Origin of the sequence: Mycobacterium sp. NPDC050441 (genome assembly GCF_040655355.1) — a bacterium.
In the GTDB taxonomy this organism is placed as follows: domain Bacteria; phylum Actinomycetota; class Actinomycetes; order Mycobacteriales; family Mycobacteriaceae; genus Mycobacterium.
This window is the reverse complement of the sequence record NZ_JBFAJS010000007.1, coordinates 331,630-357,205: the sequence shown is the minus strand read 5'-3', so window position 1 is coordinate 357,205 and position 25,576 is coordinate 331,630. Positions and strand designations below refer to the sequence as shown.

Annotated in this window: 17 protein-coding genes and 1 pseudogene; 10 read left to right on the top strand and 8 right to left on the bottom strand. The window is 66.9% G+C overall.

Features of this window, described 5'->3' with window-relative positions; all coding sequences use genetic code 11:
• Positions 1-51 precede the first annotated feature (51 nt).
• Together AB0I14_RS22455 and speB are read left to right on the top strand one after the other, a co-directional pair.
• Complete coding sequence (locus AB0I14_RS22455; protein ID WP_358026078.1) at positions 52-1,638, top strand: DUF222 domain-containing protein; 1,587 nt, start codon at positions 52-54, stop codon at positions 1,636-1,638.
• 148 nt (positions 1,639-1,786) lie between these two features.
• Complete coding sequence (gene speB / locus AB0I14_RS22450; protein ID WP_358026076.1) at positions 1,787-2,821, top strand: agmatinase; 1,035 nt, start codon at positions 1,787-1,789, stop codon at positions 2,819-2,821.
• 70 nt (positions 2,822-2,891) lie between these two features.
• Here the strand turns inward: speB and AB0I14_RS22445 are convergent, their stop codons facing one another.
• The gene (locus AB0I14_RS22445) at positions 2,892-3,674 is read right to left on the bottom strand and encodes a nitrilase-related carbon-nitrogen hydrolase (protein WP_358026074.1); all 783 of its coding nucleotides are present in this window, start codon (positions 3,672-3,674) and stop codon (positions 2,892-2,894) included.
• A gap of 165 nt (positions 3,675-3,839) precedes the next feature.
• On the opposite strand from AB0I14_RS22445, the gene AB0I14_RS22440 reads away from it, so the two are divergent.
• Complete coding sequence (locus AB0I14_RS22440; protein ID WP_358026072.1) at positions 3,840-5,369, top strand: amino acid permease; 1,530 nt, start codon at positions 3,840-3,842, stop codon at positions 5,367-5,369.
• Positions 5,370-5,382: 13 nt separating this feature from the next.
• Here the strand turns inward: AB0I14_RS22440 and AB0I14_RS22435 are convergent, their stop codons facing one another.
• The 4 genes from AB0I14_RS22435 to AB0I14_RS22420 all read right to left on the bottom strand — a co-directional run bounded on the left by AB0I14_RS22435 (position 5,383) and on the right by AB0I14_RS22420 (position 9,703).
• On the bottom strand, positions 5,383-6,399 hold the full coding sequence (locus AB0I14_RS22435; protein ID WP_358026070.1) for a LacI family DNA-binding transcriptional regulator: 1,017 nt from the start codon (positions 6,397-6,399) through the stop codon (positions 5,383-5,385).
• The gene (locus AB0I14_RS22430) at positions 6,396-7,415 is read right to left on the bottom strand and encodes a polyprenyl synthetase family protein (protein WP_358026068.1); all 1,020 of its coding nucleotides are present in this window, start codon (positions 7,413-7,415) and stop codon (positions 6,396-6,398) included. Before AB0I14_RS22430 ends, AB0I14_RS22435 begins: the two co-directional genes overlap by 4 nt.
• A gap of 116 nt (positions 7,416-7,531) precedes the next feature.
• The gene (locus AB0I14_RS22425; RefSeq protein ID WP_358026066.1) at positions 7,532-8,215 is read right to left on the bottom strand and encodes a class I SAM-dependent methyltransferase; all 684 of its coding nucleotides are present in this window, start codon (positions 8,213-8,215) and stop codon (positions 7,532-7,534) included.
• A gap of 18 nt (positions 8,216-8,233) precedes the next feature.
• Positions 8,234-9,703 carry a glutamate--cysteine ligase gene (locus AB0I14_RS22420; RefSeq protein WP_358026064.1) on the bottom strand — a complete coding sequence of 490 codons (1,470 nt, stop codon included), beginning with the start codon at positions 9,701-9,703 and terminating at the stop codon, positions 8,234-8,236.
• Between the two features lie 72 nt (positions 9,704-9,775).
• Between AB0I14_RS22420 and AB0I14_RS22415 the strand changes: the two genes are divergently transcribed.
• Entirely contained in the window at positions 9,776-10,909 is a 1,134-nt protein-coding gene (locus AB0I14_RS22415; protein ID WP_358026410.1) for an acyltransferase, read from the top strand.
• Here AB0I14_RS22415 and AB0I14_RS22410 read toward each other — a convergent pair.
• Both AB0I14_RS22410 and eccE read right to left on the bottom strand, forming a co-directional pair.
• Positions 10,883-11,602, bottom strand: a complete 720-nt coding sequence (locus tag AB0I14_RS22410; protein ID WP_358026062.1) for a DUF5336 domain-containing protein — start codon at positions 11,600-11,602, stop codon at positions 10,883-10,885. The genes AB0I14_RS22415 and AB0I14_RS22410 overlap by 27 nt on opposite strands.
• Positions 11,603-11,617: 15 nt before the next feature.
• Positions 11,618-13,336, bottom strand: a complete 1,719-nt coding sequence (eccE, locus tag AB0I14_RS22405) for a type VII secretion protein EccE (RefSeq protein ID WP_358026060.1) — start codon at positions 13,334-13,336, stop codon at positions 11,618-11,620.
• Positions 13,337-13,400: 64 nt separating this feature from the next.
• On the opposite strand from eccE, the gene eccB reads away from it, so the two are divergent.
• Positions 13,401-14,900, top strand: a complete 1,500-nt coding sequence (eccB, locus tag AB0I14_RS22400; RefSeq protein WP_358026058.1) for a type VII secretion protein EccB — start codon at positions 13,401-13,403, stop codon at positions 14,898-14,900.
• Between the two features lie 9 nt (positions 14,901-14,909).
• Here eccB and eccD (AB0I14_RS22395) read toward each other — a convergent pair whose 3' ends face one another.
• Entirely contained in the window at positions 14,910-16,415 is a 1,506-nt protein-coding gene (gene eccD / locus AB0I14_RS22395) for a type VII secretion integral membrane protein EccD (RefSeq protein ID WP_358026056.1), read from the bottom strand.
• Positions 16,416-16,460: 45 nt separating this feature from the next.
• Here eccD (AB0I14_RS22395) and eccCa point away from each other — a divergent pair, with 45 nt between their 5' ends.
• From eccCa to AB0I14_RS22370, 5 genes and pseudogenes are all read left to right on the top strand, one after another.
• On the top strand, positions 16,461-20,498 hold the full coding sequence (gene eccCa, locus AB0I14_RS22390; protein ID WP_358026054.1) for a type VII secretion protein EccCa: 4,038 nt from the start codon (positions 16,461-16,463) through the stop codon (positions 20,496-20,498).
• Complete coding sequence (gene eccD / locus AB0I14_RS22385; RefSeq protein ID WP_358026052.1) at positions 20,495-21,931, top strand: type VII secretion integral membrane protein EccD; 1,437 nt, start codon at positions 20,495-20,497, stop codon at positions 21,929-21,931. Before eccCa ends, eccD (AB0I14_RS22385) begins: the two co-directional genes overlap by 4 nt.
• Positions 21,932-21,957: 26 nt before the next feature.
• Positions 21,958-23,313 (top strand): type VII secretion-associated serine protease mycosin, encoded by a 1,356-nt coding sequence (gene mycP, locus AB0I14_RS22380; protein WP_358026050.1) that lies wholly within the window; start codon positions 21,958-21,960, stop codon positions 23,311-23,313.
• A 51-nt stretch (positions 23,314-23,364) separates the two neighbouring features.
• A pseudogene (locus AB0I14_RS22375) lies at positions 23,365-24,861 on the top strand (AAA family ATPase); the annotation flags it as partial.
• 249 nt (positions 24,862-25,110) lie between these two features.
• Complete coding sequence (locus AB0I14_RS22370) at positions 25,111-25,575, top strand: YbaB/EbfC family nucleoid-associated protein (RefSeq protein ID WP_358026048.1); 465 nt, start codon at positions 25,111-25,113, stop codon at positions 25,573-25,575.
• Position 25,576: the final 1 nt, after the last annotated feature.

Sequence of the window (25,576 nt, the reverse complement as noted above, 5' to 3'; positions counted from 1 at the left end):
TCACCTGTCGTACCCATCCACCTGTCGTACCCATCTGCAATACTCGAACACATGTTCGATACCGAGTTCGATCCCGCAGCGCCGGGCAGGCTCGTTGATGCTCTCACCTGCGGCGCCCGTGCCGAGGCGCAGTTGATGGCCGCTCGGATGGCGGCGGTGGCGGACTTGTTGGTGCAACGGACCGCCGAGCTCAATGTCGAGGGTGTTCACCCGAACTACATGATCCTCACCGGGTTTGCCCGCGCCAGTGCTGAGGTAGGTGCGGCGTTGAACCTGACAACGGGTGCCGCCAGTCGGCTCGTCGAGCAGGCCGAGGCATTGCGCGATCGGCTCCCCCACTTGGCCGCACTATTGGCTGAGGGCCAGACAGACTGGCGCACAGTGGAAATCGTGCTCGCGCGCACCAGGTTCGTCACATCGAAGGCGATGGCCCAGATCGATTCGGAGCTGGCTGAGCAAGTCCGTGGGTGGCAATGCTGGTCTGACGGGCGCATCATCAGCGCCGTAGATGCCAAGGTGAAATTGTTGGATCCGGCCGCGATCGCTGAACGTGAACACGCCACTGACCGTCGCCGGGTCAGGGTGAGTCCCCGCGGGGACGGCACCGCCAAGATCGACGCCATCGTCACGACTCGTGCCGGATTGACCTTTGACGCAAAGCTTTCGGAAATGTCGGCCAGGCTGTGCCGGAAAGATCCTCGTAGTAGTGACCAGCGGCGCGCCGATGCCATTGAAGCCCTGGCAGAGGGGCGAGAGCTGTCGTGTGAATGCGGCCGTGCCGAGTGCCCTACCCGCTCGGCGGCCCCGCAGTCAGAACCGTCATCGCCACCAGTGGTGTTCAACGTGGTCGCCGAGCGCGACACGGTGTTGGGCGCCGGGGCGACGCCGGGTTATGTGTGTGGCTACGGAGTGATCGATGCCGAGCTGGTCCGCGAACTCGCCGCTGAGGCCACAATGCGGTTGGTGACCGAGCCAGACGTGGATCCTGCCGCCGCACTGCGCTACCAGCCGGGGGTGTCGGTTCAGCGCTGGGTTCGATGCCGCGATCTGACGTGTCGCTTTCCGGGGTGTGAGCACCCGGCTGAGGCCTGCGATGTTGACCATACGGTGCCGTTCGACCACAACAATCCGGCCCGTGGTGGGCTGACGGTGCCGGCCAATCTGAAATGTCTATGCCGTTTTCATCACCGGCTCAAGACATTTGGTGGATGGCGCGACACCCAGTACCCGGACGGCACCGTCGTATGGACGTCGCCGAGTGGCAAGACCTATCGGACCACGCCGGGCGGGGCGGATCTGTTCAACAGCTTCACCCCGGCCCCGTGCGGTCAGCCCGCCCCGGCTCGGCTTCCCAAGCTGAGCCGGGCGGCGCGCGTCGAGCAGACTCGGGCCAAGAACCGGCGGCTGCGGCCGGTCAACGAGGCCTACCGGTACACCCAATCGGGCCGGCGTAAGGAACTTGACCGGCGCCGCAACCGGAACCGGATGCGGGCCACCTTGAAGCTGTTCAAGGGCAATGAGCCCAGCACCAGTCCGTACTGCACCTGGATCAATGATCCATTCGAACCTGAAGAGCTACCCCCGGATTGGGAGCCGCCCCCACCTCCGCCGCCCGATCCTGAGGAGCCGCCGTTCTGAACTGAACGGTGAATTTGACCTGCGCGGGACGGGGTCGGCAGCGGGCGTGAGTACCTCCCTAGACGTCGGTCGAGCCGAGTGCTACGGTCGTGCCGAATCGTTTCGGCACGACATCGCCCCGGCCGATGAACGTCCAAACGGTTTGCCAATGGACGTGCGAGTGTCTGCTCGCGTTGAGAAAAGTGAGGAAACCATGACTGAAGTGACTGCGGGCTCATTCGACGAGACGATGTGGAGCGGGCTCCTGCATGGAGGCCATGGCGGAACCTTCATGGGTGTGCCGAACATCGAACTCGACCGTGACGTGATCAGGGCGTCTGGAACAAAGGCGGTCGTTTACGGATTTCCGTTCGACGCGACGACGATCAGCCGGAGCGGCGCGAACTACGGCCCTCGGGCGATCCGCGAGACTTCGGTGCAGTTCACGAACTTCCAGGCGACCTACGATTTCGACCTGTTCGCGCATCTTCCGCTCGCGGATGGCGGCGACTGCCAGGTCGCTCTCGGCAACACCGTGAAGACCTTCGAGCGGGTGGAGGCTGATATCGCCGAGATCGTCGCGGGCGGAGCGATTCCCGTGGTCTTCGGTGGCGACCATTCGGTCAGCATCCCGGTCGGTAAGGCCGCCAAGCGACCGGGTACGAGCCCGGGGTGGGTGCAGTTCGACACGCACCTCGACGCCGCACCGCACGTCGGGGGCGAGGAGCTGAATCATTGCTGCACCATCACCCGGGCGGTCGACAATGGCTACGACCCGTCGAAGATGGTGCTCGTCGGCATCAGCGGATGGATGAACCCGAAGACAGAGTTGAAATATTGCCGGGACCACGGCATCCGGGTTATCTGGCTGGAAGATATCTGGGAGCACGGCGCCGCCTGGGTGGTCGACCAGATTCTCGAGCGGATCGGCGATGAGGGGTTCTACCTGACGTTCGACGTCGATTCACTCGACGCCGCCTACGCGCCGGGAACCTGCGCTCCGACACCGGGTGGAATGACCATGCGCGAGGCGCTGGAGATCACTCGCGGCATCGCGCCGGCGGGCCTGATCGGCGTCGATGTCGCGGAGGCGCTTCCGGCACATGATCATTCGACCCGAACCCAGCTGATCGCTGCTCGTGTCGTGCTGGAGGCACTCGCATTCCACGCGGGGTCGCCCCGTACGCCGGTAAGAGTCGGCTGAGGTGATGTGAGCGTGTGCGGGTCCGGGCCGAGCAGGCCCGGGCCCGCACACGCATGTGCGCCGCCGGCTCCTACGATTCGTACAGTTCGGGGCGGCGCTGACCGAGCATGTCGATCACGCCGTCGCTGCGCAAACCGACCTCCACCTCGGCAGTTACGCTGCCGGTCTCAACGGAGTCGAGCGCGGCGAGCACGGAGCCGTCCCGGTCGATGATCCGGCTCGATCCGCAGAAGCTGTGCCCTGACTCGCTTCCGACCCGGTTCGCGTATGCCAGCGGGACGCGGTTCTCCAGCGCGCGAGAAGTGCTGGCGATGACATGATCGCGCTCGTAGGGGTGCATGTTGGCCGACCCTGCCACGAGCAGGGTGGCCCCGCGGAGGACGAGTGTCCGGGATACCTCGGGGAACTCGAGCTCGAAGCAGTTCAGGACGCCAATCCTGGTGTCGCAGAGGGTGACCGGTTCGAGCACATCGCCGCTGAGGAATGCCTCGCGTTCGGTCCCGAACAGGTGTGTTTTGCGAATGGGCTTCTCGATGGTGCCGTCTCGGTCGATGGCCAGATAGGCATCGAAACAGCCACCCGGGGCGCGTTCGACGAATCCCGTCAGCAGGGCTGTTCCTGAGGAACGACAAGCATCCGCCAGCCCGGTGATCCTCGGATCGCCAAGCTGCAATGCGATCTCGTCGAGAGCGGTCGTCTGATACCCCGAAAGGAAGAGCTCAGGGAAGACGACCAGGTCTGTTCCGCGCGCAGCAGCAATGCCCTCTGCGACCCGGGAAATGTTGGCTTCGAGATCCCGTGGCCTGGGTGCTTCCTGAATCACAGTGAGGCGCAGTGTGTTCGGCGACGTCATGATGTTCTCCAGTAAGTCTGAGGGTCGGCGGGAACCGGCGGATCCCGAATCGTTTTGATCAACAATCACTCGCTCACCAGCATTCTAACTTGAGTTGCTAAAACGTTTCGGCGACCGTAGTGTGAGCGCCGTTACATGCCTTCACCTGTGAATCAAGGGAGCCCCATGGCCGAGGCGCCGATGGTGATGAAGAGAGAATTCACCACGTTTTCCGCTCTGTCTGTCGCGTTCGCATTCGTTTCGCCCATCGTCGCGGTCTATAGCGTCCTGGGTGTCGGACTGGCTACGTCAGGCCCTGCCTTCATCTGGGGCGGCCTCATCCTCTATGCCGGCCAATTCGTCGTGGTGCTCACGCTGGGCGTGCTTGCTTCGAAGTGGGCGGATTCGGGCGGTATCTATCAGTGGTCCCGGCGGCTCCTGGGATCTCGTTACGGTTGGTTCGCCTCGTGGACCTATATATGGACGCTACTGATCACGCTTCCCGCGGTCGCCTACGCCGGGGCGGTGCTGATGCCGCCCATCTTCGGGCTTTCAGGGGTCGATCACGGGCTCGTCACGTGGTTGGCGGTCGCGATACTCGCGTTCAGCACGCTGGTGAATCTCGCTGGGCGAGTGTTCATCAAGATTCTCGTGGTGGCAGTGATCGTCGCCGAGGCGGTGGGGTCCGTCGGGGTTGCGATCTGGCTGCTGTTGTTCGAGCGTCACCAGAGCCTCGAGTACATCTCACCGACGGCACTACCCGACCACAACGGAGTGCTTTTCGCGGCTCCGCTCGTGATGGCCATCGCGTTCTCGAGTTACTTCGCGATCGGTTTCGAGAGCGCAAGTTCGATCGCCGAGGAAGTCAAGGGCCCGAAGCGGGCCGTGCCCCGCGCGATGGTGGTCTCGTTCTTTGCCATCATGAGCATCGTGGTGTTCAGCACGCTCGCGTTCACCCTCGCGGTGCCGAGCGAGGACTTCCTGCGAAACCCCGAGACCGCCGCAGATCCGGCCGTCGCCATCATGGCTGCCGCACTTCCCGAGCCGGTATTCCGCGGCATCCTCGCCCTTTTCGTCGTCGCCTTCGCCGCCAGCCTCATGACCATTCAGATCACGGTCTCTCGAATCGTCTGGGCGACAGCGCGCAATGGCGAGCTGCCGTACGCCCGTACGCTCACCAGCCTTTCCGGAGCCACCGGGCTACCGCGGAAGGCGGTGGTCGTCACTGCGATCATCGCGGTGCTGCTCTTCATCCCGTTCCAGAGCGAGGGCATTCAGATGGCCCTGATCTCCTTCTCCTCGGTGGGCTTCTTCATCTCGTTCCTCTTTCCGATCCTCGCCCTGGCCATCGCGCGCGTTCGCGGCCAGTGGAGCGAAGAGCCCGGCCTGTTCCTGGGGCGTGCGGGACGCGTGATCGGGTGGATTGCGCTTGTGTGGCTGGTGTTTCAGATCGTGAACGTGGCGTGGCCGCGGGAGACCGGCGGTGGCTGGGCCAGCGACTGGTCGACCATCATCGGGGCTCTGGCGGTCGGACTACTCGGCGTGGTGGTGGAGAACTGGGTGCATCGAAGGAGGCTGCACGCGGCCTCGACGGGGCAGACGATCGTGATCTTCGAGCGTGACGAGTCGGCCGACGAAGAAACGGACCGCGACCCAGAGCCAGAGCCAGGCTGCGACCCGTTGCGAAACTACAGCGCCAGCCCGGAGACGGTGTGAGAAGCCCGTCGACTCAGTCCGCGAGCGTCGATTCTCGAACGGTCAGCGATGTGTTCACGAGTTCGCGGCGGCGGCCGCTCTCCCCGTCGAGTGCCTCAACCAGCAGTTCGACTGCGACCTCGCCCAGCCGAACGGGGTGCAGATCGAGCGCGGTGATGGGCTTCTGCAGGCCGTAGTCGAGGTAGCGACTGTCCGTGAGGCTGACGACCTGAAGATCGTCGGGGACGGCCAGCCCCAGCATGTGCGCGCTGCGCTCGGTGGCGAATGCCAGGGTGTCGAGAGTGGCCAGCACCGCGTCGAAACGGCGATCTGGAGAGGCGAGCGCGGCCCGGATCACCGGCTCGGCCTCATCCACCCGCGGGCCGGGAGAGCGGATGATGATCGGGTCCAGCGAGACGGTCGAGCACCAATCGAGATACGCGGAGAGCTCGTCTCGCACATAGGAGGAACTCGTCTCGCTGAGGAACAGCGCCGTTCGCGAACTGCGTACCGCGTTCAGATGGGCCAGAGCCGTTGTCGTGCCGGTGGAGAAGTCGTTGTCCACCCAGCTGAACTCACCAGAGTTCCGGCCGATGGTGGCACAGGCCAAGCCGGTGCGGGCGACTTGTGCGAGCAATTCATCGTCATCGCTCGGGTCAACGACGATGAGGCCGTCGGCTGCGGAGAGGTACGCCTCCGAGGACAGATGGGACGGGAGCATGGACAGGAGGAACCCGCGCTTGAAGGCCTCAGCGCTGGCCCCGTTGAGGACCCTGAAGTAGTACTCGATGTCCCATTCGGGCTGCAGATCGGTGGTCGAAGACCCTACAGCCATGGGGGAGACGGTCAGCACGAGCGAGCCGGTCCTACCCGCATTCAGGCTCTTGGCGATTCGATTTGCCGTGTACCCCAGTCGATTTGCGACATCGATCACGTTCTGACGGGTAGCCGCGGCGACGCGTCCCTTGCCATTCAGCGACTCTGACGCCGTGGCGATCGAGACGCCGGCTTCATTGGCGACGTCCTTGATGGTGATGCGGCGGGGTTTCACGGAGCTTCCGACTCGCAATCCGTGGTCGAGAACTGGTCAAGATTGGCCAGGACTGTGTTCACCGCGAGGTCGAGTGTCCGGGGTCGCTTCGCCGGGGGCAGCAACGTCCGGGACTCCTCGACCAGAGTGCCGATTCGCCTCGTCGTGTATTGCAGTGTGCGATCCGAACCTGCTTCGTCGGCCAGGATGTTTTGCAGCAATGGGTCTGAGGCGGAACGTGTTTCGCCCAGATCGACGAGGCGCCGATACGCGCTCCACAGAGGCACTGTCGGAACTCCGTTGCGGAGATCGGCCCCGTGATCTTTGCCGAGGTTCAGGGCGTCGTCCCTGACGTCAAGAAGGTCGTCGGTGAGCTGAAATGCGAGGCCGAGCCGCTCGCCCGACTCCCGGAAACGATCCTGGAACGCCGGGTCGTACGAAGCTGCCATGGCACCTAGCTCGAAGGCCGCTCCGAAGAGGGCGCCGGTCTTGAGCGTCGCGTAGTCCTCGATTTCGGGCCGAGCGTCGTCACCCCATCCGAGCGTTGGTTCGAGAAGTTGGCCCCTGCAGAGCTGTCCGAAGGCGCGGGCGAGGGGGGTGACGGCGCGCTCGCCTAGGGCTGCCACGGTTTCGAACGAGACGGCGATGAGCAGATCTGCGATGAGGATCGCGGTGGCCTCGTCCGCGGCGGAGTGCAGCGATGGCAGCCCCCGGCGAAATTGAGACCCATCGATGATGTCGTCATGGACGAGTGAAGCGGTATGCAGCAGCTCGAGGGCGACGGCGGCATCCGCGGCGAATCGTGGATCTGGCCTGCCAAATGAGTGCGCTATGAGGAAAAGGGTTCGGGCGCGCAGGTGCTTCCCTCCGGAGAGGGCCTCGATGACCGTCGATGGATCATCAACCGGGAGCGTGATATTCGCCAGGCGCTCGGAGATCCGAGTCCTGAGACCGGCGGCCACGGATGACACCTGGGCATCGATCGCCTCCGGGGAGAACGGTTCCGCGTCTTGTGCGAGCGTGATCGGCGTCGTCACTCGGGTCCCTTCTCCGGTGGCTACGAGGAATCCAACCAGGATACGGACACGCGTGACGGGTGCCAAATCGATTCGGCACCCGTGTGGCAACCACCGTTCTGACGCGGCGGCTTACCTCAGCCTGCCTTGTGCGCGGTCAGCAGGAACGCCGGGAACTTGATGCGGCCCTTCTCGTCCCGGTCATGCGGCGGCATCTCGAAGGGAACATCCGCGGGTACCGCCATGGCATTGGCATGGATGAAGGCCGGCCGGATGTCGTCGACCTCCCAGTACTTCGACACGGTCGCCCGCAACTCGTCTTCGGAGACCTCGTTGGGCTTGGTCTCCAACTCGGCGGGGAACGCGCCCTTGGCGAACACCAGAATGTAGAGGCTCGCCCCCGGTGCGGAGGCCCGGCGAACCGCCTGCAGGTATCCGTCACGGCCTTCCACCGGCAGGGAGTGGAACAGGGTCGAATCCACGACGGTGTTGAAGCGGCCGTCGTAGCCCGTGAACGAGGTGATGTCGGCCTGGGCGAAACTGGCCGTCGACAGCCCGCGCACCTGCGCGGCATTGTTGGCCGCGGCGATCGCTGTCGGGCTCAGATCCAGCCCGACGACGGTGTAGCCGTCGGACGCCAGTGCCAGTGACAACTCGGCATGCCCGCAGCCCGCATCGAGTACATCGCTCTCGAACTTTCCGGCCCGGTGCAGCGCCGCAAGCTCGGGTTGTGGCTCACCGATATTCCACGGCGGCTGACCCTCGAAACCTGCTTCCCCCTTGTACGCGCCATCCCAGTCCAAGACCTGTCCAGATGTCATTCCTCCAACGTACGCGTCTCAATCCCACGTATGGACAGGCTCATTGCTGTGCATCCGCTGCACATACCGCCGCAGCATCTCGGCCAGCGCCTCGGGCCTGGTCAATCCCTGCGACTGCAGGCCGTGGACCGTCGCGACCTGCCACGTCGACCCGGTCCGGCCGGTCTTCGCCCGGCCTTCGATGACCCCCAGATAGCGGTCGCACACTTCCCCGGCCACACCCCAGCGGCGCAACCCGTCGTGCGCCATCGGCAGCAGCCTGCGCAGCACCAACTCGTCCGGTGTCACCTCGCCCAGACCGGGCCAGTAGAGCCGCGCGTCCAGACCGTGCTGGGCGCCCTCGACGAAGTTGTGGTGGGCCGCGGCGAAGCTCATCTTGGTCCACAGCGGCCGGTCCTCCTCCGACAGCGTCCGCAGCAGGCCGTAATAGAACGCCGCATTGGCCAGCATGTCCACGACGCTCGGGCCGGCGGGCAGTACGCGGTTCTCGACGCGCAGATGGGGGACACCGTCCACCACGTCGTAGACCGGGCGATTCCACCGGTAGATGGTCCCGTTGTGCAGCCGCAGCTCGGCCAGTTGCGGTGCCCGGCCCGCCGCGAGCTCGGCCACCGGGTCCTCATCGGACAGCTCGGGCAGCAGTGACGGGAAGTACCGCACGTTCTCTTCGAACAGGTCGAAGATCGAGGTGATCCACCGCTCGCCGAACCAGACCCGGGGCCGCACGCCCTGGGCCTTGAGCTCGTCGGGACGGGTGTCGGTGGACTGGGTGAACAGCTCGATGCGGGTCTCGGCCCATAGTTGGTGGCCGAAGAAATACGGCGAGTTGGCGCCCACCGCGAGCTGCGGCCCGGCCAGCACCTGGGCGGCGTTCCAGTTGCGGGCGAAATCGGCCGGGGACACCTGCAGGTGCAGCTGCATGCTCGTGCAGGCGGACTCCGGCGCGATCGACGCCGACTGCAGGCTGAGCCGTTCCGGTCCGGAGATGTCGATGGGCATGTCCTCGCCGCGGGCGGTGAAGATCGAGTCGTTGAGCGCCTGATACCGGGTCGACTCGCTCATCCACGGGCCCGAAAGGTGCTCGGGCATCAGGGTGGGCAAAATCCCCACCATCACGATGTGTGCGCCGTCCTCGTTGGCCTTGATCTCGGCGGCATTGAGGCTGAGCCGCACCTCCTCCTCAAGCTCCAGCGCGGCTCGGCCGGGGAGCGGGCGTGGAGGGACGTTGAATTCGATGTTGTAGGCGCCCAATTCCGTTTGATAGGCCGGATCAGCGATGGAGGCGAGCACCTCCTGGTTTGTCATCGCGGGCTGATAATCGTTGTCGACGAGGTTGCATTCGATCTCCATGCCGGTGAGCGGACGCTCGAACTCGAAACTCGACTGAGCCAGCATGGTCTCGAACACGTCCAGGCACAGCTGCACCTTGCGCCGGTACTCCTGCCGGTGCGCGCGGCTGAACTCGGTATTCCTGACCTCTTCACCCACACCGCGATGCAACAACGCGAATGGGCGTGCGCGCAGCAGAATGGCCAAATGACGACGGAGGCGGGCCGACCAATGACGTCAGCGGCCGACGACGATCAGGGCGGGCTCGAGCAGGTCTCGCATGCGGATCGCGTCGCCGCGCTCACCGGGGTGCGCGCGGTGGCTGCGCTGACCGTCATGGGAACCCACGCGGCGTACGGCACCGGTCTGCTCTCGCAGGGATACCTGGGCCTGATGAGCGCACGGCTCGAGGTCGGCGTGGCGATCTTCTTCGTGCTCTCGGGGCTGCTGCTGTTCCGTCCCTGGGTGCAGGCCGCCGCCACAGCCGCCGATGCGCCGAGCACCCGGCGCTATGCGCGAAATCGGGTCCGCCGCATCATGCCCGCCTACGTCGTCACCGTCCTGCTCGTCTACGGCATCTACGAACTCCGGCCCGTGCAACCGAATCCCGGGCACACCTGGACCGGCCTGTTGCGCAATCTGACGCTGACCCAGATCTACAGCGACAACTACTTCGCGGCCTACCTGCACCAGGGATTGAGCCAGATGTGGAGCCTGGCGGTCGAGGTTGCGTTCTACGCGGTGTTGCCGCTGCTGGCCTATCTGTTGCTGGTGGTGTTGTGTCGCAGGCGTTTTCGGCCGGTGCTGCTGTTGGTCGGGTTGGCCGGCGTGGCCGCGATCAGCCCGCTCTGGCTGGTGCTGCTGCACAACACCCACTGGCTGCCGGTGGGCGGTGGGGCGTGGCTGCCGCACTACCTGGTCTGGTTCGTCGGGGGGATGATGCTGGCGGTACTGGCGACGATGGGCGTGCGCTGTTACGCGCTGGCGGCGTTGCCCCTGGCGCTGGCCTGTTACCTGGTGGTCTCGACCCCGATCGCGGGTACCACCACGGCACTGACCCTCGGTTTGGTCGAGGACGTGGCCAAGACCATGTTCTACGTGCTGATCGCCACGCTGGTGGTGGCCCCACTGGCGCTGGACGGCGACGGACTCTACGCGCGGGTGATGGGCAGCCGGCCCATGGTGTGGTTGGGCGAGATCTCCTACGAGATCTTCCTGCTGCACGTGGTCGCCATGGACCTGGTCATGGAGTTCGTATTGGGCTGGAACGTGTACACCGGTTCGGCGACCGTGTTGTTCATCGTGACCTTGGTGGTCACGGTGCCCTTCGCCTGGCTGCTACATCGGTTGACCCGGCCGCGCTGATTCGTCGGCGCGTTGCGGCACATGCGGGACGGGTGACTGGGCCGGTCCGGCTCCGGCGCGCCCCGGTGGGGCGACGGACCCGGTGGGCTGGGCCGGCGCCGCGGCGGTGGTCCGATCGTAATCCTGTTGCGGCGACAGCAGATCGGCGTAATCGCCGTACTGAGGTGCCTGCTGTGTGGCTCGCGCGGCCCCCGCGCCGGTAGCCGGTGCCTGGGCATGGGACTGGCCATAAGCCTGGCCGTAGGCGCTGCGCTGCCCCGAATCCGGTTGTGCCACAGCGCTCTGCTGGTAGTACTGCTGCACGGCCTGGTTGTAGTAGTCGAGATAGGCCTCGTACCCGCCGGTGACAGTGGCCGCCGCCGGCTCCGGTGTCAGCCACAGGACCGCGGCGGCCGCCGCCACCTGTAATCCGTTGAGTATCACGATCGTGGTCAGCACCCACCCCGACTGATCGGTCACGACGCTGGACAGTGCGTCGAGGAAACCCGCAGCGGCCAGGATAGCGGCAAGCCATGGGCGGCCAGTCTGCTTGGGCAGCAGTCCGATAGCGGCGGTCAGGCCGGCCAGGACGGCGAACCGGACGTGCCAGTCGTTGCCGCCACCGGCGGTCGCCGGTCCGAAGCTCACGCAGTAGCCGGCCAGACCCAGCACCACCACCAGGATGGACAGGTTGCGGGGAAGCGGATTGACCACGATCACTCCTTCACATCAGTCGATGCTGTTCGCGGATGCTCTCAGATAACGCATCTCGTCGTCGGTGGCGACCATCGTGACCACCGCCGAGCCGGCCTGGGTGCTGACTCTGACGGTGTCGTGTTCCAGCGAGATCAGGTCGAGCACCACGTCGGCCTGATCGGATGCCCGGGTGTTCGGCGGGGCGACGACCATGGCGGTGACCCCGATCCGCACCGACTGCTCCGGCACACCGTCGAACACCTCGACGGTGTAGTTGCGCTCCGCACCGGCCTGGATGGCGCGCCGGTTGAAGTCGGCAACCCACAGCAGGTCATGGCGCCCGACCACCTCGACCATGTCGCGCCAGAAGGCCGGTCGCCGGCTGTGCACCAGCACCCGGGCGCCCAGCGCCAGCGAGCGCAGCACCACCTGCTGGGCCAGGTGCAGGGTGCCCACGATCTCCACCCGGCGGATCTGCGGACCGAACAGCGGCAGCGCCACCGCTCGCCCCTCCTGGTCTGCGCCGATCACCTGACCGCAGCCCGAGGCGGGCAGCGCCAGCTCACTCAGCGCGTCGGCACGAAGGCCGGACGCCCAGTGCTCGATCTGGCCCGCCCCGGGAACAGCCGGAATCGGCAGGGTGGCGGCCAGCGCCGAGAACTGCTGGCCGTGCAGCGGCGTGAGACCGCGCAGCTGGGTGGGGACGCGGACGTCACTGTCGAAGCGGACCAGTCCGCGCACCTGGACCACGTCCTCTTCGGTGCCGTGATTGGGGGCCTCACGAAGCGACAGACATACCGTGGTGGAGTAGCTGGGCACCGTCCACAACAGTCCCAGGCCCGCGGTGGTCAGCATGTTCGGCTGCACGGCGAAGCTGGACAGGCGGAACTGGCCTTCGCGGCAGTCCTCCCAGGTTTCCTCGACCGTGCCGAGACTGACCCCGTCGCTGAGCTGGTTGGTCGCAGCCGCGATGCCGCTCGCGGAGAGGAACTGGGGCTGCAGGCCCGCCTCGGCCAGGCGATTGGCGACGCGCCGGGTCGCGGTGGTGGCGGCCCGCAGGATGCCGTCGCGGTCGCCACCACGGCGCCGGACCGCCTCTGCGCAGCGTGACGGGTTGAACCGCACGGCAATCCACACGGTGCGCTGCGCGATCGCGGGCAGCGGCCCCAGCACGGAGTCATAGACCGCGGCGACATCGGTGTGGCCGGCCGAGCGGGCGCCCTGGCTGATGATGTCGATGGATTCCAGTGTGATGTCGAACTGGCGTAGGCAGTCCAGCAGGGCCTGCACCGGGACCATCTCGCCGGAAACGGTGACCCCTGGCTCCAAAACCGTCAGAGCCCTGGGGTTTTCGTCGATCTTGAGCAGTGACAGCAAAGTTGTGCCGTTCCAACGGAAACCGATCTGCAGACCGTCGGGTGTCGGAACGTCGAACGGGTCGACAGGCAGGGAACTCGGCGTCGTCTTACCTGTGGCCTTACCGGTGCGCCGTCGTCGGTTGCGCAGAAACCTCCCGCGCAGCGCCAGCGCCCGAGGCGCTGTCGTGCCCCTGGCTATCGGGGCGACGAGCAGCAACGCGATCACCAAACCCGCGACCGCACCCTGCCAGCCGGGCCGGTCCAGCCCCAGCGCGACGACGATGCCGACGACGACGAATATTTGCAGCGCGATCAGGTCGACCAGGGGGACGACCCGCTGCGGGCCGGTATCACCGGCGGTGGTCAGCTTTGCTGCGAAAGCCAATGGACGCATCGCATTTCAAATAGTTGTCGCTCGGCTTCATGTCGAGGTGGTGCGGACGTGCTATACCCTACGCATGCCAGCGCAAGTTACCACTCGCGCCCAGGTGAACGGCTACCGTTTCCTGATCCGCCGGCTCGAGCACGCACTCATCCGGGGCGATTCGCGGATGATCCACGATCCGATGCGGGGCCAGACCCGGGCACTGATCGTGGGAGCGGTGATCGCTGTCCTGATCACCGGGGCGGCGGCCGTGATGGCGTTCTTCAAGCCCGCACCCAGTCTCGGCGACGCGCAGATCGTGCTGAGCAAGTCCAGCGGTGCGCCGTTCGTGCGGATCGGCGACCAGATCCATCCGGTACTGAATCTGGCGTCGGCCCGCCTGATCGTCGGCAAGAACGACAGCCCCAAGCAGGTCGACGACAAATTTCTCGACGCCGTACCGCGCGGCCCCATGGTCGGCATCGTCGGTGCGCCCGCGAGCATCAACCACGGCGACGACATGGCGACGTCGTCGTGGACCGTCTGCGACAACCTGCTGACCCCGGCCGTCACCGAGACCACCGGCGCGCCCAGCCTGCAGACCACTGTGCTGGCCAACGATCCGGTGCTCGATGACGCAATCCGCCTGGTCGATCCCGCCGAGGCGATCCTGACCGAAACCGGCGGCACCACCTACCTGGTCTACCGCGGCGTGCGGGCCCCGATCGACGTGTCAGATCCGGTTCTGGTCAACGGGCTTCACCTCCAAGGTGCCGCCACCCGGCCGATGTCGTTGTCGCTGCTCAACACCTTCCCCCTGGTCGATCCGATCACCCCGGTTCAGATCCAAGGCTCGGGGGAGCCGGGCCCGCTCGGGCCCGACCATCCCGTCGGCGCCATCGTCGAGTCCGTCGACTCCCGCGGCGAACAGCTCTACGTCGTGTTGCGCGAAGGTCTGCAGCCGGTTTCGCAGGCCACGGCCGACATCATCCGGTACGGCGCGTCCGGCGAGGTGGCCACCGGGCAGGCCGCCGAGATCTCCCCGGCGACGCTGGCCGAGGTGCCGACCGTTCACCGATTGCCGATCGACCACTACCCGCTGGTGTCTCCCCGGATCGTGTCGCCCAATCCCGACCGGGTGGCATGCATGGGCTGGCAGCGGTCCAACGCCGACGCCCAGGCCGAGGTGCGGCTGCTGGTCGGGCACCGGCTGCCCACCGCCGAGGGAGCGCAGACGGTCCGGCTGGCCAGTGCCGACGGCAGCGGGCCCGCGGTGGACTCGGTGTATCTGACCCCGGGGGCCGGGGAGTATGTGCAGGCCACCGGCAACGACCCGGACAGCCGCTCGACGGGACAGCTGTTCTACGTCTCCGACACCGGAGTGCGTTACCACATCAAGGATTTGCCGACGGCCGAGGCGCTCGGCGTCGGCGGGGTCAAGGTTCCCGACGGCCCCACCAATGCCCCGCAGTGGGCGCCGTGGCCGGTGGTGTCGCTGTTACCGCCCGGGCCGGAACTGTCTCAGGAGGCGGCGCTCGTCGCGCACGACGGCATGGCGGCAGACCCGGACAGCGCGAAGGTATCAGCCGGCTGACCAGCCGTCCTACAGGCGCATCTCGCGGAAGAACGCGTAGACCCGGATGATCCAGAAACACAGCGGGAAAAGCGATCCGACCGCGATGTATTCGAGTATCTCGACCTGACGCCGCATCACCGGGGAGAACTCGCGCAACGGTGCGGCCAGACCGCACGCCAGGATCAGCACCATCAGCGCGAGCAGCACGACCACCGCGCGGACCTGCCACCCCTCGACGTTCACCGCGGTCTTGAGGACCACGGCGACGGCGATCGTCAACCCGCTGCCGATGAGCGTCGCCGACTGCACCAGGTCATGATGGCCGCGGCCGCGCAGACACAGCACAGTCGCCACCATGAAGGCGAAAACCGTTCCCTGCCAGTAGAATCCATTGCTGACATCCACCGCCAGATAGCAGCCCAGCACGGCGGCCAGCGCTGCGGCGACCAGGATTCCGGTGAGGTGCTGGTTGGCCCGCCGAACCCGGCTGATCAGATCCTCCTCGGTGGGGATGATCTGCTTGCCGATCGCGTTGACGCCCTCGACGGTGGGACCGCCCTGGGTCTCGATGTCATCGAGCGGTTCGCCCGCCGTCGGGACGCGGGGGATCGGCAGTTTCGACAAGGCGATCGTCACCCGCGGTGCGAGGTAGACGACGATAACGGCCACGGTCGCGAGCAAAGCACCCACCGTGCGGATGGGTGGCTGGCACAGCAACATTGCGGCAGAACTGACGCCGCCGAAAACGCACGCCGCGATGATCGCGGTGTACACGGCGGATCCGGTTCCCGAAACCAGGAGCACCAGCAGGGCGCCGAACGCGGTGAGGGCGAAGGCCATCGGCAGGGAGGTGGCGCCGGAACCGTCGGGTACCACGAACAGCGCGCCCGCGAACACCAGCGGCACCGACACCGCGGTGGTCCACGCCGGCGCCGAGGTGACCGCCGACCGGTGCGCGGCCAGGCAGGCCGACAGCATCCCCATCACGCCGAGGGCCAGTACCGCCGCGGGCACCGCGGGTCGGCCCGCCCAATGCGACAGCACCGAAGCCAGCGTGACGGCGGCGGCCGCGGTGACGCCGAAACCGGCCAACGCGGTCGCGTTGCCGGCGAACCAGCGACGTACGGTCCCCAGCGCGACGTCCTGGGTGTCGTCGACGTCGTCGAACAGCAGTGGACTGACCGGCTGGCCCGCCGCGCAGATCATCAACAGATCGCCGTCGTGGATCCCTGCCTCACCGAGTGACAGATGCGGGGCGATCGGTGCGCCACCCAGCGGGGCCAGGGTCCACTGGCCGTCGGCGGCGTCGAACTCGATGATCGCGTCATTCGCTGAGATCTGTTCATTCGCGATATCGATGACATCGGGAATGTACTGGGCGATGCTGACGTGTGCAGGCAGCCCGACGTCGATGTTCAGCCCGCCGACTACCAGCGTCAGTCGGCTGAGTTCGGGTTCAGCTTCGGATTCGAGATCCGACTCAAGTAGGGTCACAATCCAGTCGGCCTCCTGCGCAATGGGATTGCTCGACACGAACAATACCCAGCATCCGGCTCCGCAGCTTCCGGGGAGGGCAGGTTGAGTACGCAGGGATTCGTCCGCCGACTTCGGGTGGCGCCGCCGAGGATGCCCGGTGGCGAGGTCAGCCTGGCCCCACCGCCAGAGGTTCCGCGGGCCATCCCGGGCAACCTGATGATGCGCCTCATGCCGTTCGTGATGCTGGTCGCGGTCATCGGCATGATCGCGCTGATGATCACGGTCGGCGGCCGGGACATGGCCAGAAGCCCGATGTTCCTGCTCTTCCCGATGATGATGATCATGTCGATGGTCGGCATGTTCATGGGCGGCGGGAAGGGCAATGGCAAAGCCGCCGCCGAGCTCAACGAGGAACGCAAGGACTACTTCAGTTATCTGGCGAATCTTCGCGAGGAGGCAGATACCACCGGGGCCGAACAACGTACGGCGCTGGAGTGGAGTCACCCCGATCCGCGCGCGTTGACCGATGTGGTGGGCACCCGACGGATGTGGGAGCGGCGGCCCAGCGACGCGGATTACTGCCATATCCGGGTCGGTATCGGGACCCACCGGTTGGCGACCCGATTGATGGCCCCCGAGACCGGCCCGCCCGAGGACCTGGAACCGGTGTCGACCGTGGCGCTGCGCCGGTTCGTCAAGACCCATTCCGTGGTGCACGCGCTGCCGACCGCGGTGTCGCTGCGGGCGTTTCCCACCATCACCTTCGAAGGCGAACGCACCCTCGCGCGGCAGTTGGTGCGCTCGATGGTGTTGGAACTGTGCGCCTTTCACGGACCCGACCATGTGCAGGTGGCGATCGTCACGGCCAACCCGGACGGGGAGAACTGGAGCTGGGTCAAATGGCTGCCGCACGCGCAGCATGCGTCGACCCGCGACGGCATGGGTTCGATGCGGCTGCTGTTCCCCACGCTGGAGCTGATGGAGACCGCGCTCTCGGCGGAGCTGGCCGAACGCGGCCGGTTCACCCGCAACTCGCAGCCGACCCAGGGACTCAAACAACTCGTGGTCGTGCTCGACGACGGATTCGTCACCGGTGACGAGCAGTTGATCACCGATGCCGGGTTGGACAGTGTGACGCTGCTCGACCTCAACGGCCTGCGCGCCGGCGCCTCGGCCCGCCGCAGCCTGCAGCTGGTGGTCGAGGGCGATGACGTGGCCGCGCGCACCGCGGTGGGCGTCGAACGATTCGCCACCCCGGACACCATCACGATCCCCGAAGCCGAGACCACGGCCCGGCGGATCGGGCGTTACCGCCCGGCCAACGCCGCGCACATCGTCAGCCTGGAAGCCGATTCGCGGGCGGTCGATCCCGGTCTGATGTCGCTACTGAAGATTCCCGACGCCGCCGGGATCGTGCCCGAACAGGTGTGGCGGCAGCGGTCCCCGCGCGAGCGGCTGCGCGTGCCGATCGGTATCACCCCGAACGGTCAGCCCATCGAACTCGACATCAAGGAGGCCGCCGAGGGCGGGATGGGCCCGCACGGGTTGTGTATCGGCGCCACCGGATCGGGAAAGTCGGAATTTCTTCGCACCCTGGTGCTTTCGATGATCACGTCGCACTCGCCCGAGCAGCTCAACCTGGTGCTGGTCGACTTCAAGGGCGGGGCGACGTTCCTCGGCCTGGACGGGATCGCCCATATCGCGGCCATCATCACCAACCTCGAAGACGAACTGACCATGGTGGACCGCATGCGCGATGCCCTGGCCGGTGAGATGAACCGCCGCCAGGAACTGCTGCGCTCCGCCGGAAACTTCCCTAACGTCACCGAATACGAGCGCGCCCGGGCCGCGGGTGCCGACCTCGACCCACTGCCCGCACTGTTCATCGTGGTCGACGAGTTCTCCGAGCTGCTGTCCCAGAAACCGGATTTCGCCGAGCTGTTCGTGATGATCGGCCGGCTGGGCCGGTCCCTGCACATGCACCTGCTGCTGGCATCGCAGCGCCTGGAGGAGGGCAAGCTGCGCGGCCTGGACTCGCACCTGTCCTACCGGATCGGTCTCAAGACGTTCTCGGCCGGTGAATCGCGCAGCGTGCTCGGCGTGCCCGACGCGTACCACCTACCCAGCGTGCCCGGTTCGGCGTTCCTGAAATGCGATGCGTCCGAACCCATCCGGTTCAACGCGTGCTACGTCTCGGGGGACTACGTCAAGCCGCGGGTATCGGCGCGCACCGGGCGGGTGACGCACTTGGGCGCGCTGGCGCCGAAGCTGTTCACCGCGACGCCGGTCAAGAAGGATCCGGTGGCCGCGAGAATGCCGTTGCCGCACGAGATGCCGGAGTCGGAGCCCGAGCGGGCGAGTTCCGGCCCCACCAAGACGACGTTGCTCGACATGGTGGTCAGCCGGTTGCGCGGCCACGGCAGGCCCGCACACGAGGTGTGGCTGCCGCCGCTCGACGACAGCCCCGCGGTGAACGAGCTGCTGCCGGAATCAGATTGGTCGGCGCCGGCGAACGTCAACGGCCGGTTGTGGATGCCGATGGGCGTGGTGGACCGGCCCTACGATCAGCGTCGCGACGTGCTCATGGTGGACCTGTCCGGCGCCCAGGGCAATGTCGCTGTGGTCGGCGGGCCGCAGTCGGGCAAGTCCACGGCACTGCGCACGCTGATGCTGTCGGCGGCCGCTACCCACAGTCCCGAGCAGTTGCAGTTCTACTGCCTGGACTTCGGCGGCGGCACCCTGAGCAGTCTGGCGAAGTTGCCGCACGTCGGCGGGGTGGCCGGCCGGATGGACGCCGACGCGATTCGGCGCACCGTGGCCGAGGTGGCCGGGGTGCTGCGGTCCCGCGAGCAACTGTTCCGTGAACTCGGGATCGAATCCATGCGGGATTTCCGTCAGCGTAAGGCGCGGCTGGCCGCTCTGCCGCCGGCCGAGGCCGCGCAAGATCCGTTGAGCCAGGACAAGTTCGGCGACGTCGTGCTGGTGGTCGACGGGTGGGCGTCGATCAAGAGTGATTTCGAGACACTCGATGCGGTGATCCAATCGCTGGCCATCCAGGGCCTGTCGTACGGCGTGCACCTGGCGATCACGGCGTCGCGCTGGATGGAGATCCGGCCTGCGGTCAAGGACATGCTCGGCACCCGGGTCGAGCTCCGTCTGGGCGACCCGATCGACAGCGAGGTGGCGCGGCGGTCCGCTGAGCTGGTGCCGATCGGGCGGCCCGGACGCGGTATCAACTCCGAGCGGCTGCACATCCTGATGGGGTTGCCCCGACTCGACTCCAGCTCGGCGGTCGAGGATCTGCCCGCCGGAGTGGCCGGCGCCGTCGAGGCGGTGCGCGCGCGCTACCAGGACCGCGAGGCGCCGAAGGTGCGGATGCTGCCGCACGACGTGAACCGCGACGACGTCGTACGGGCGGCCCGCGATACCGGGCAGCTGAGCAAGGCCCGAATTGCGATCGGGATCAACGAAGAAGAACTGGCCCCCGTCGTTCTCGACTTCGATTCCCAGCCACACCTGGTGGCCTTTGCCGACACCGAATGCGGGAAGACCGGTCTGCTGCGCAACATCGCGGCGGGCGTGATGGAGAACGCCGGCCCGGTGGAGGCCAAGATCATCCTGGTCGACTTCCGTCGCTCGATGCTGGGCGTCGTCCCCGACGAATACCTCGGCGGCTATGCCACGGCCCCGCAGTCCTGCAACGATCTGATGACCGCACTCGCCGGTGCGCTCAAAGATCGCCTGCCGCCCAACGACATCACCCAGCAGCAACTCAAGGAACGCTCCTGGTGGTCGGGGCCGGATCTGTTCGTGATGATCGACGACTACGACCTGATCCCCGGCGGATCGCTGAGCCATCCGCTCGGCCCGCTGGTGGAGTATCTGCCGCAGGCCCGTGACATCGGTCTGCGCGTCGTGGTCGCCCGGCGCAGCGGCGGTGCCGGGCGGGCGATGATGGATCCGATCATCGGGCGTCTGAAGGACCTGTCCTGCAACGGTTTGGTGATGAGCGGTAGCAGAGACGAGGGCGGGCTGTTCGGCGGATACAAGGCCACCGCGATGCCTCCCGGCCGCGGCATGCTGGTTTCCCGGACCACCCGTAGCGGCGTGGTCCAACTGTCCCGGATGCCCGACCTGTGACCGGGGTCGAGGAGCTTCGCGAGGTCCACGTGGTGTCCGCGGCGCCCGAGGCGATCCGGGTGTCGGTGGTGGGCGGCCGCACCCAACTCGATGTCGCGCTGCCGGCCGATGTCCCGGTGGCGGCGTTCCTGCCGGAGTTGGCCCGGTTGATCAAGTCCCGCGACGCCGAACGCAACGACGACCTGGCCGACCGCGACGAGCGACGGACGTTCTGGGTGCTCAGCCGTGCCGGTGGGACCGGCGTGCTCGAGCCTGATCTGACCCTGCGGGCCGCCGGTGTGGAAAACGGTGAGCTGCTGCATCTCTCGGCCCGCCGGGCGTTGTCCCCGCCCACTCTGTACGACGATGTGGTGGATGCGGCCGCCCGGCTGAACCGCGCCTCATATGCGGCCTGGAGTGCCACCGCGGCGGCGACGATGGCCTTCACCGGGTTGTGGCTGTGCTCGGCGGTGTGGGTGGTGCTTCTGCTGGCACCCGCGTTGTCGGCGTACCGGTCGGTGATCATGGGCGCGGCGGCGCTGACGATCGCGGCGCTGGTCGTCGGCGGCGCACTCGTGCGCCGGACGCTGACGCGGGCCGACATTGCCGCAGCGGTGGGGCCACCGGTGATCGCCATCGGCACCGCGGCAGGCTGGGTGCTGGCCGCGCCGCGCGGGGCGATCGGCCTGGCCTGCGGATGCGCAGTGTTGTTGGGGCTCACCGCGATCTGCTACCGCGTGATCGGTGCGGGCCACTGGTCGTACGTCACGGCGGCGGTCGTGCTGGGTTTCGGGACGGTGGCGTTCGCGAGCCGCGCGTTGGGCGCGCCCGTCGCGGTGGTGGCCACGGTCGTCGCGGTGGTTGCGGTATTCGGGTGTCTGGCCGTGCCGGGGCTGACGGCACGGCTCGACCAGTACCCGGTGTCCTCGGCCGACACATCGCATACCGACGACCCATTCACGACGTCGGCAGGACAGGCCCCGTCGGGCACCCCGATGCCCAGCGCCGAGCAGGTGTGGGCCAGGGTGCATTCAGCCGTGCTGACCCGCTCGGGCCTGCTGGCGGGTGCGGCAGCGGTGGCCCTGATCGCCGCGACCGCGCTGATGCGGGTCGAGACAGGTTGGGCGGCATTTGCTTTCGCTCTGATCTGCGCCGCGGTGTTGGCGTTGCATGCCCGCCGGGCGGCCACCTGGCCGGAGCGCGTTGCGCTTGCGGTGCCCGCCCTTGGGCTCGTGCTGATCACCTGCGTGCAGGCCCAGTCCGGGGTATGGCTATTGCAACTCACCGGGGTCGTCGTACTCGCCGCGGTGGCTGTTGGCGGCGTGGGCCGCGTGGCTGTCCGTGACAGCCGTAGGCTGCGCGCGGCCATGGTGTACCTCGAGTACGTGGCCGTGGCGGCGGTGATACCGCTGGCGCTGTGGCCGCTCGGACTGTACGAACGGCTGGGCCGGTAGTGAGCACCCGACGGTGCGCGGCGGTCGTGACCGTCGTTCTGACGGTGGCGCTGGCCGGCTTCGGAGCACCCCCGGCCGGTGCCGTGACACCGCCCGTCGTCGAACCCGGTCCGCCGCCGAGCGGGCCCGTCGCACCGGCGCAGCCCACCGAACTGAAGGCGATCTGCGGTATCCCCACCGGCGTGCTGCCGGGCACCGACTTCACCAAACAGACCAGCGCCGAGGCGATGCTCGAATACCGCAGGGCCTGGCGCTTTTCCCGCGGTGCCGGACAGAAGGTGGCGGTGATCGACACGGGCGTCAACCGTCATCCGCGGCTTCCCGCGCTCGAGCCCGGCGGCGACTATGTGTCGAGCGGCGACGGCCTGGTCGACTGCGATGCGCACGGCACCCTGGTCGCCGGGATCATCGCCGCGACGCCCGCCGACGGGGACAGTTTCGCCGGGGTTGCCCCCGAGGCCTCGATCCTGTCCATCCGCCAGAACAGCGGCGCCTACAGCGTCGCAGGCACGAGCAGCAGCCAGAACGACGATCCCAATGCGACGTCGATCGGCTACGGCAACACGCACACCCTGGCGCTCGCGATCACCCGGGCGGTGGATCTCGGTGCCACGGTGATCAACCTGTCCGAGGTGGCCTGCGCACCCGTTTCGGCCGGACTCGACGACCGTGAACTCGGGCGGGCGGTGCGCTACGCCTACGAACGCAATGTCGTGGTGGTGGCCGCGGCGGGCAATTTCAACAGCCAGAGCATGTGCAACGCGCAGAACAACATGAACGATCCGAACCAGCCGCTGCACAACGGGTGGAACAGCGTCAGCACGATCGCCAGCCCGGCCTGGTTCGCCGACTATGTCCTGACGGTCGGCGCGGTGACGACATCGGCCACCCCGGCTGACTTCAGCCTGCACGGGCCGTGGGTGGCGGTGGCTGCCCCCGGTGAGCGGGTCACCTCGTTGGACCCGGGCGGCCCCGGACTGAGCAATGGACAGCTCGGCCAGCAGGGGCTCGCTCCGCTGAACGGCACGAGCTTCGCGGCGCCGTTCGTCTCGGGCGTGGTGGCGCTGATCCGGTCGCGGTATCCCGGCCTGACCGCCGGCGAGGTCAAGGATCTCGTCGAACGCACCGCCCGCACCCCCGGGAATGGACCCAACCAGGCCACGGGTTATGGAGTCGTGGACCCAGTCGCGGCACTGACCTACCAGCTCCCGCCTGCGGCCGCCGGTCGCGATGTCGCTGCCTCTTCACCGATCAGCGGGCCACCGCAACCTGATCCGGGTAATGTGCGGGCCCGCAGGATCGTCTTCACCGTCACCGCGGCGTGTCTTGCGTTGATGGTGGCGGCGGTAGCGGTGGCTGCTGCCCGGCGACGGACCAGGTGAGTGAGGGGAAAGATGCCGGACGAGAATCGGCCGATCGGCGAGCCCACATCGCTCGACGACATGGCTCCTGGTGAATTGGACGAGGTGGAGGCCCGGGCCGCCGCGTTGCTGGAACAGATTGCGGCGCAACGATCGGCCCGGCAGATCCATACCGCCACGTCGCCCGCCGATGACGTGACCGATGCCTTCACGAAGCCGGCTCCCGATCCCGAGCCGGCTCCTGAGCCGCCGGCCGCTGCGCCGGTCCGGAGGCTGGCCCCGCCGCCGTGGCAGATGCACAGCTCGATCGGATCCAGGGAATTCGCTGAGCGGTTCGACCTCGACGAGCCGCGCAGCCCCGAGCCGCAACCTGAGCCTGCCGCGCAGCAGCGCCCGGTGCCTGAGCGACCGGAACCGCGGGTACCCATTCCGCCGCTGCCGGAGGCGGCAAGACATGCACTGCCGGAGGCGGCAAGACATGTACTGCCGCCGGAGGCCGCGAGGCCGCCGGTGCCGCCACCGCCGCTGCCGCTGCCGCCATTGCCGCTGCCACCGCCGGGTTTCATGCCGCCGCTGCCTCCGCTGCTGCCACAGCCGCCGGGCGCGGTCCAGCCACCGCAGTACTCGCCGCCACCGCCGTCGCTCGATGACGCCGGGATCCTCAACCGTTCCCGCACCGCACCGCATTCCGGATGGCGCCGTGCCGTACACCTCGCGAGTGCCGGACGGGTCAGCCCTGGTGAATCGCGCAAAGAGCGGGAGCACGAAGACCTCCTGGCCCAGATCCGTCAGCCGATCGCCGGCGACTTCCGGATCGCCGTGCTGTCGATCAAGGGCGGCGTCGGAAAGACCACCACCACCTTGGGATTGGGTTCCGCGCTGTCGATGATGCGCCACGACCGGGTGATCGCGGTGGACGCCAACCCGGACCGCGGAACGCTCGCCGAACGGGTGCGGGATGTGTCGAGCGAGTCCACGGTGCGCGATCTGCTGTCGGATCCCAACATCGAGCGCTACGCCGACGTGCGCAGCCACACCCGGATGGCGGGCAGCCGGCTGGAAGTCCTGGCCAGCGAGCAGGAACCCGCAGTTTCGGAAGTGTTCGGCGAATCCGACTACCGACGCACCGTCAGCATCCTGCGTCGCTACTACAACATCATCCTCACCGACTGCGGCACCGGCATCATGCATTCGGCCATGGCGGGCGTGCTCGATCTGGCGCATGCGATCGTGCTGGTCAGCTCGCCGGCGATCGACGCGGCGCGCAGTGCGTCGGCAACGTTGGATTGGCTCATGCAGCACGGACACTCGGCGTTGGTCCGCGAAGCCCATGTGGTGCTCAGTGCGTCCCGCCCCGGCTCGGCCAAGCTCAAGCTGGACAAGGTCTACGAACACTTCGAAGCCCGATGCCGCTCGGTGCACATGATCCCGTTCGATCCGCACCTGGCCGAGGGCGCCGACGTCGACTTCGACCTGCTGGACCCGTCCACCCTCCAGGCCTATCTGGAACTTGCCGCGGCGGTTGCGGAGAAGTTTCCCCGACTGCGTGGTGGACCCCAGTACCGCTGACCGACCTGTTTCATGTCCGAGGCAAAGAAGGCTTGGATCGGCCAAGGGTATGGGAGCTATCGGCGAGCGGCACGGATTGTCGAGTTGATCTCGGTTATCTACGCGCCGGTGGCAAATTACGGTGTGAGTGGCATTGCGAGGATGGCAATTTCGCAAGCGTAATTGTTCGGGCGCTCAAATATGGTCGGCCGTAATTGAATTCGGCTAAGGGCGTGGCAGCGCCTGTGTGAATCTGGAAGACTTGCCCGAATGAGCAACGATGCCCTCCGGCATCAGATGACCGAGGTGCTGGCCTTGGTCTCCGAGCAGATGGCCGATATCGCCGCGGTGCAGCGGGAGCAAGAGCAGCTCACCGCGACCGCTGACGCGGCCGCTGGTTTGGTCGAGGTGACGGTCAACGCGCGAGGTCATGTGATCGAGACCGTGATCGACGAGTCGTACCTTGATGAGTACGAACTGGAGGAGCTCGGGGGCCATGTCACGGCGGCCGCGCAGTCCGCGGCGCAGGTCGTAGCGCAGCGGGCGGCCGCGCTGATGGTCCCGATCAGCGAACGCCGCAAGATGTTGCCGTCACTGTCGGACATCGTCGACGGTGCGCCCGATCTACGAGACCTCACCGACGCAGTATTCGGCCGCGAAGATGCGGCCGCCCAAGCGCACGCGCCGGAGCACGACGACCGGGACGAATCCGCTTTCCCCACCGTGAGGAGCTGAA

Coding starts and splice junctions, on each gene's coding strand:
- AB0I14_RS22455 (WP_358026078.1), top strand. CDS start 52: ATGTTCGATACCGAGTTCGATCCCGCAGCGCCGGGCAGGCTCGTTGAT.
- speB (WP_358026076.1), top strand. CDS start 1,787: ATGGACGTGCGAGTGTCTGCTCGCGTTGAGAAAAGTGAGGAAACCATG.
- AB0I14_RS22445 (WP_358026074.1), bottom strand. CDS start 3,674: ATGACGTCGCCGAACACACTGCGCCTCACTGTGATTCAGGAAGCACCC.
- AB0I14_RS22440 (WP_358026072.1), top strand. CDS start 3,840: ATGGCCGAGGCGCCGATGGTGATGAAGAGAGAATTCACCACGTTTTCC.
- AB0I14_RS22425 (WP_358026066.1), bottom strand. CDS start 8,215: ATGACATCTGGACAGGTCTTGGACTGGGATGGCGCGTACAAGGGGGAA.
- AB0I14_RS22415 (WP_358026410.1), top strand. CDS start 9,776: ATGACGTCAGCGGCCGACGACGATCAGGGCGGGCTCGAGCAGGTCTCG.
- eccE (WP_358026060.1), bottom strand. CDS start 13,336: ATGCGTCCATTGGCTTTCGCAGCAAAGCTGACCACCGCCGGTGATACC.
- eccB (WP_358026058.1), top strand. CDS start 13,401: ATGCCAGCGCAAGTTACCACTCGCGCCCAGGTGAACGGCTACCGTTTC.
- AB0I14_RS22370 (WP_358026048.1), top strand. CDS start 25,111: ATGAGCAACGATGCCCTCCGGCATCAGATGACCGAGGTGCTGGCCTTG.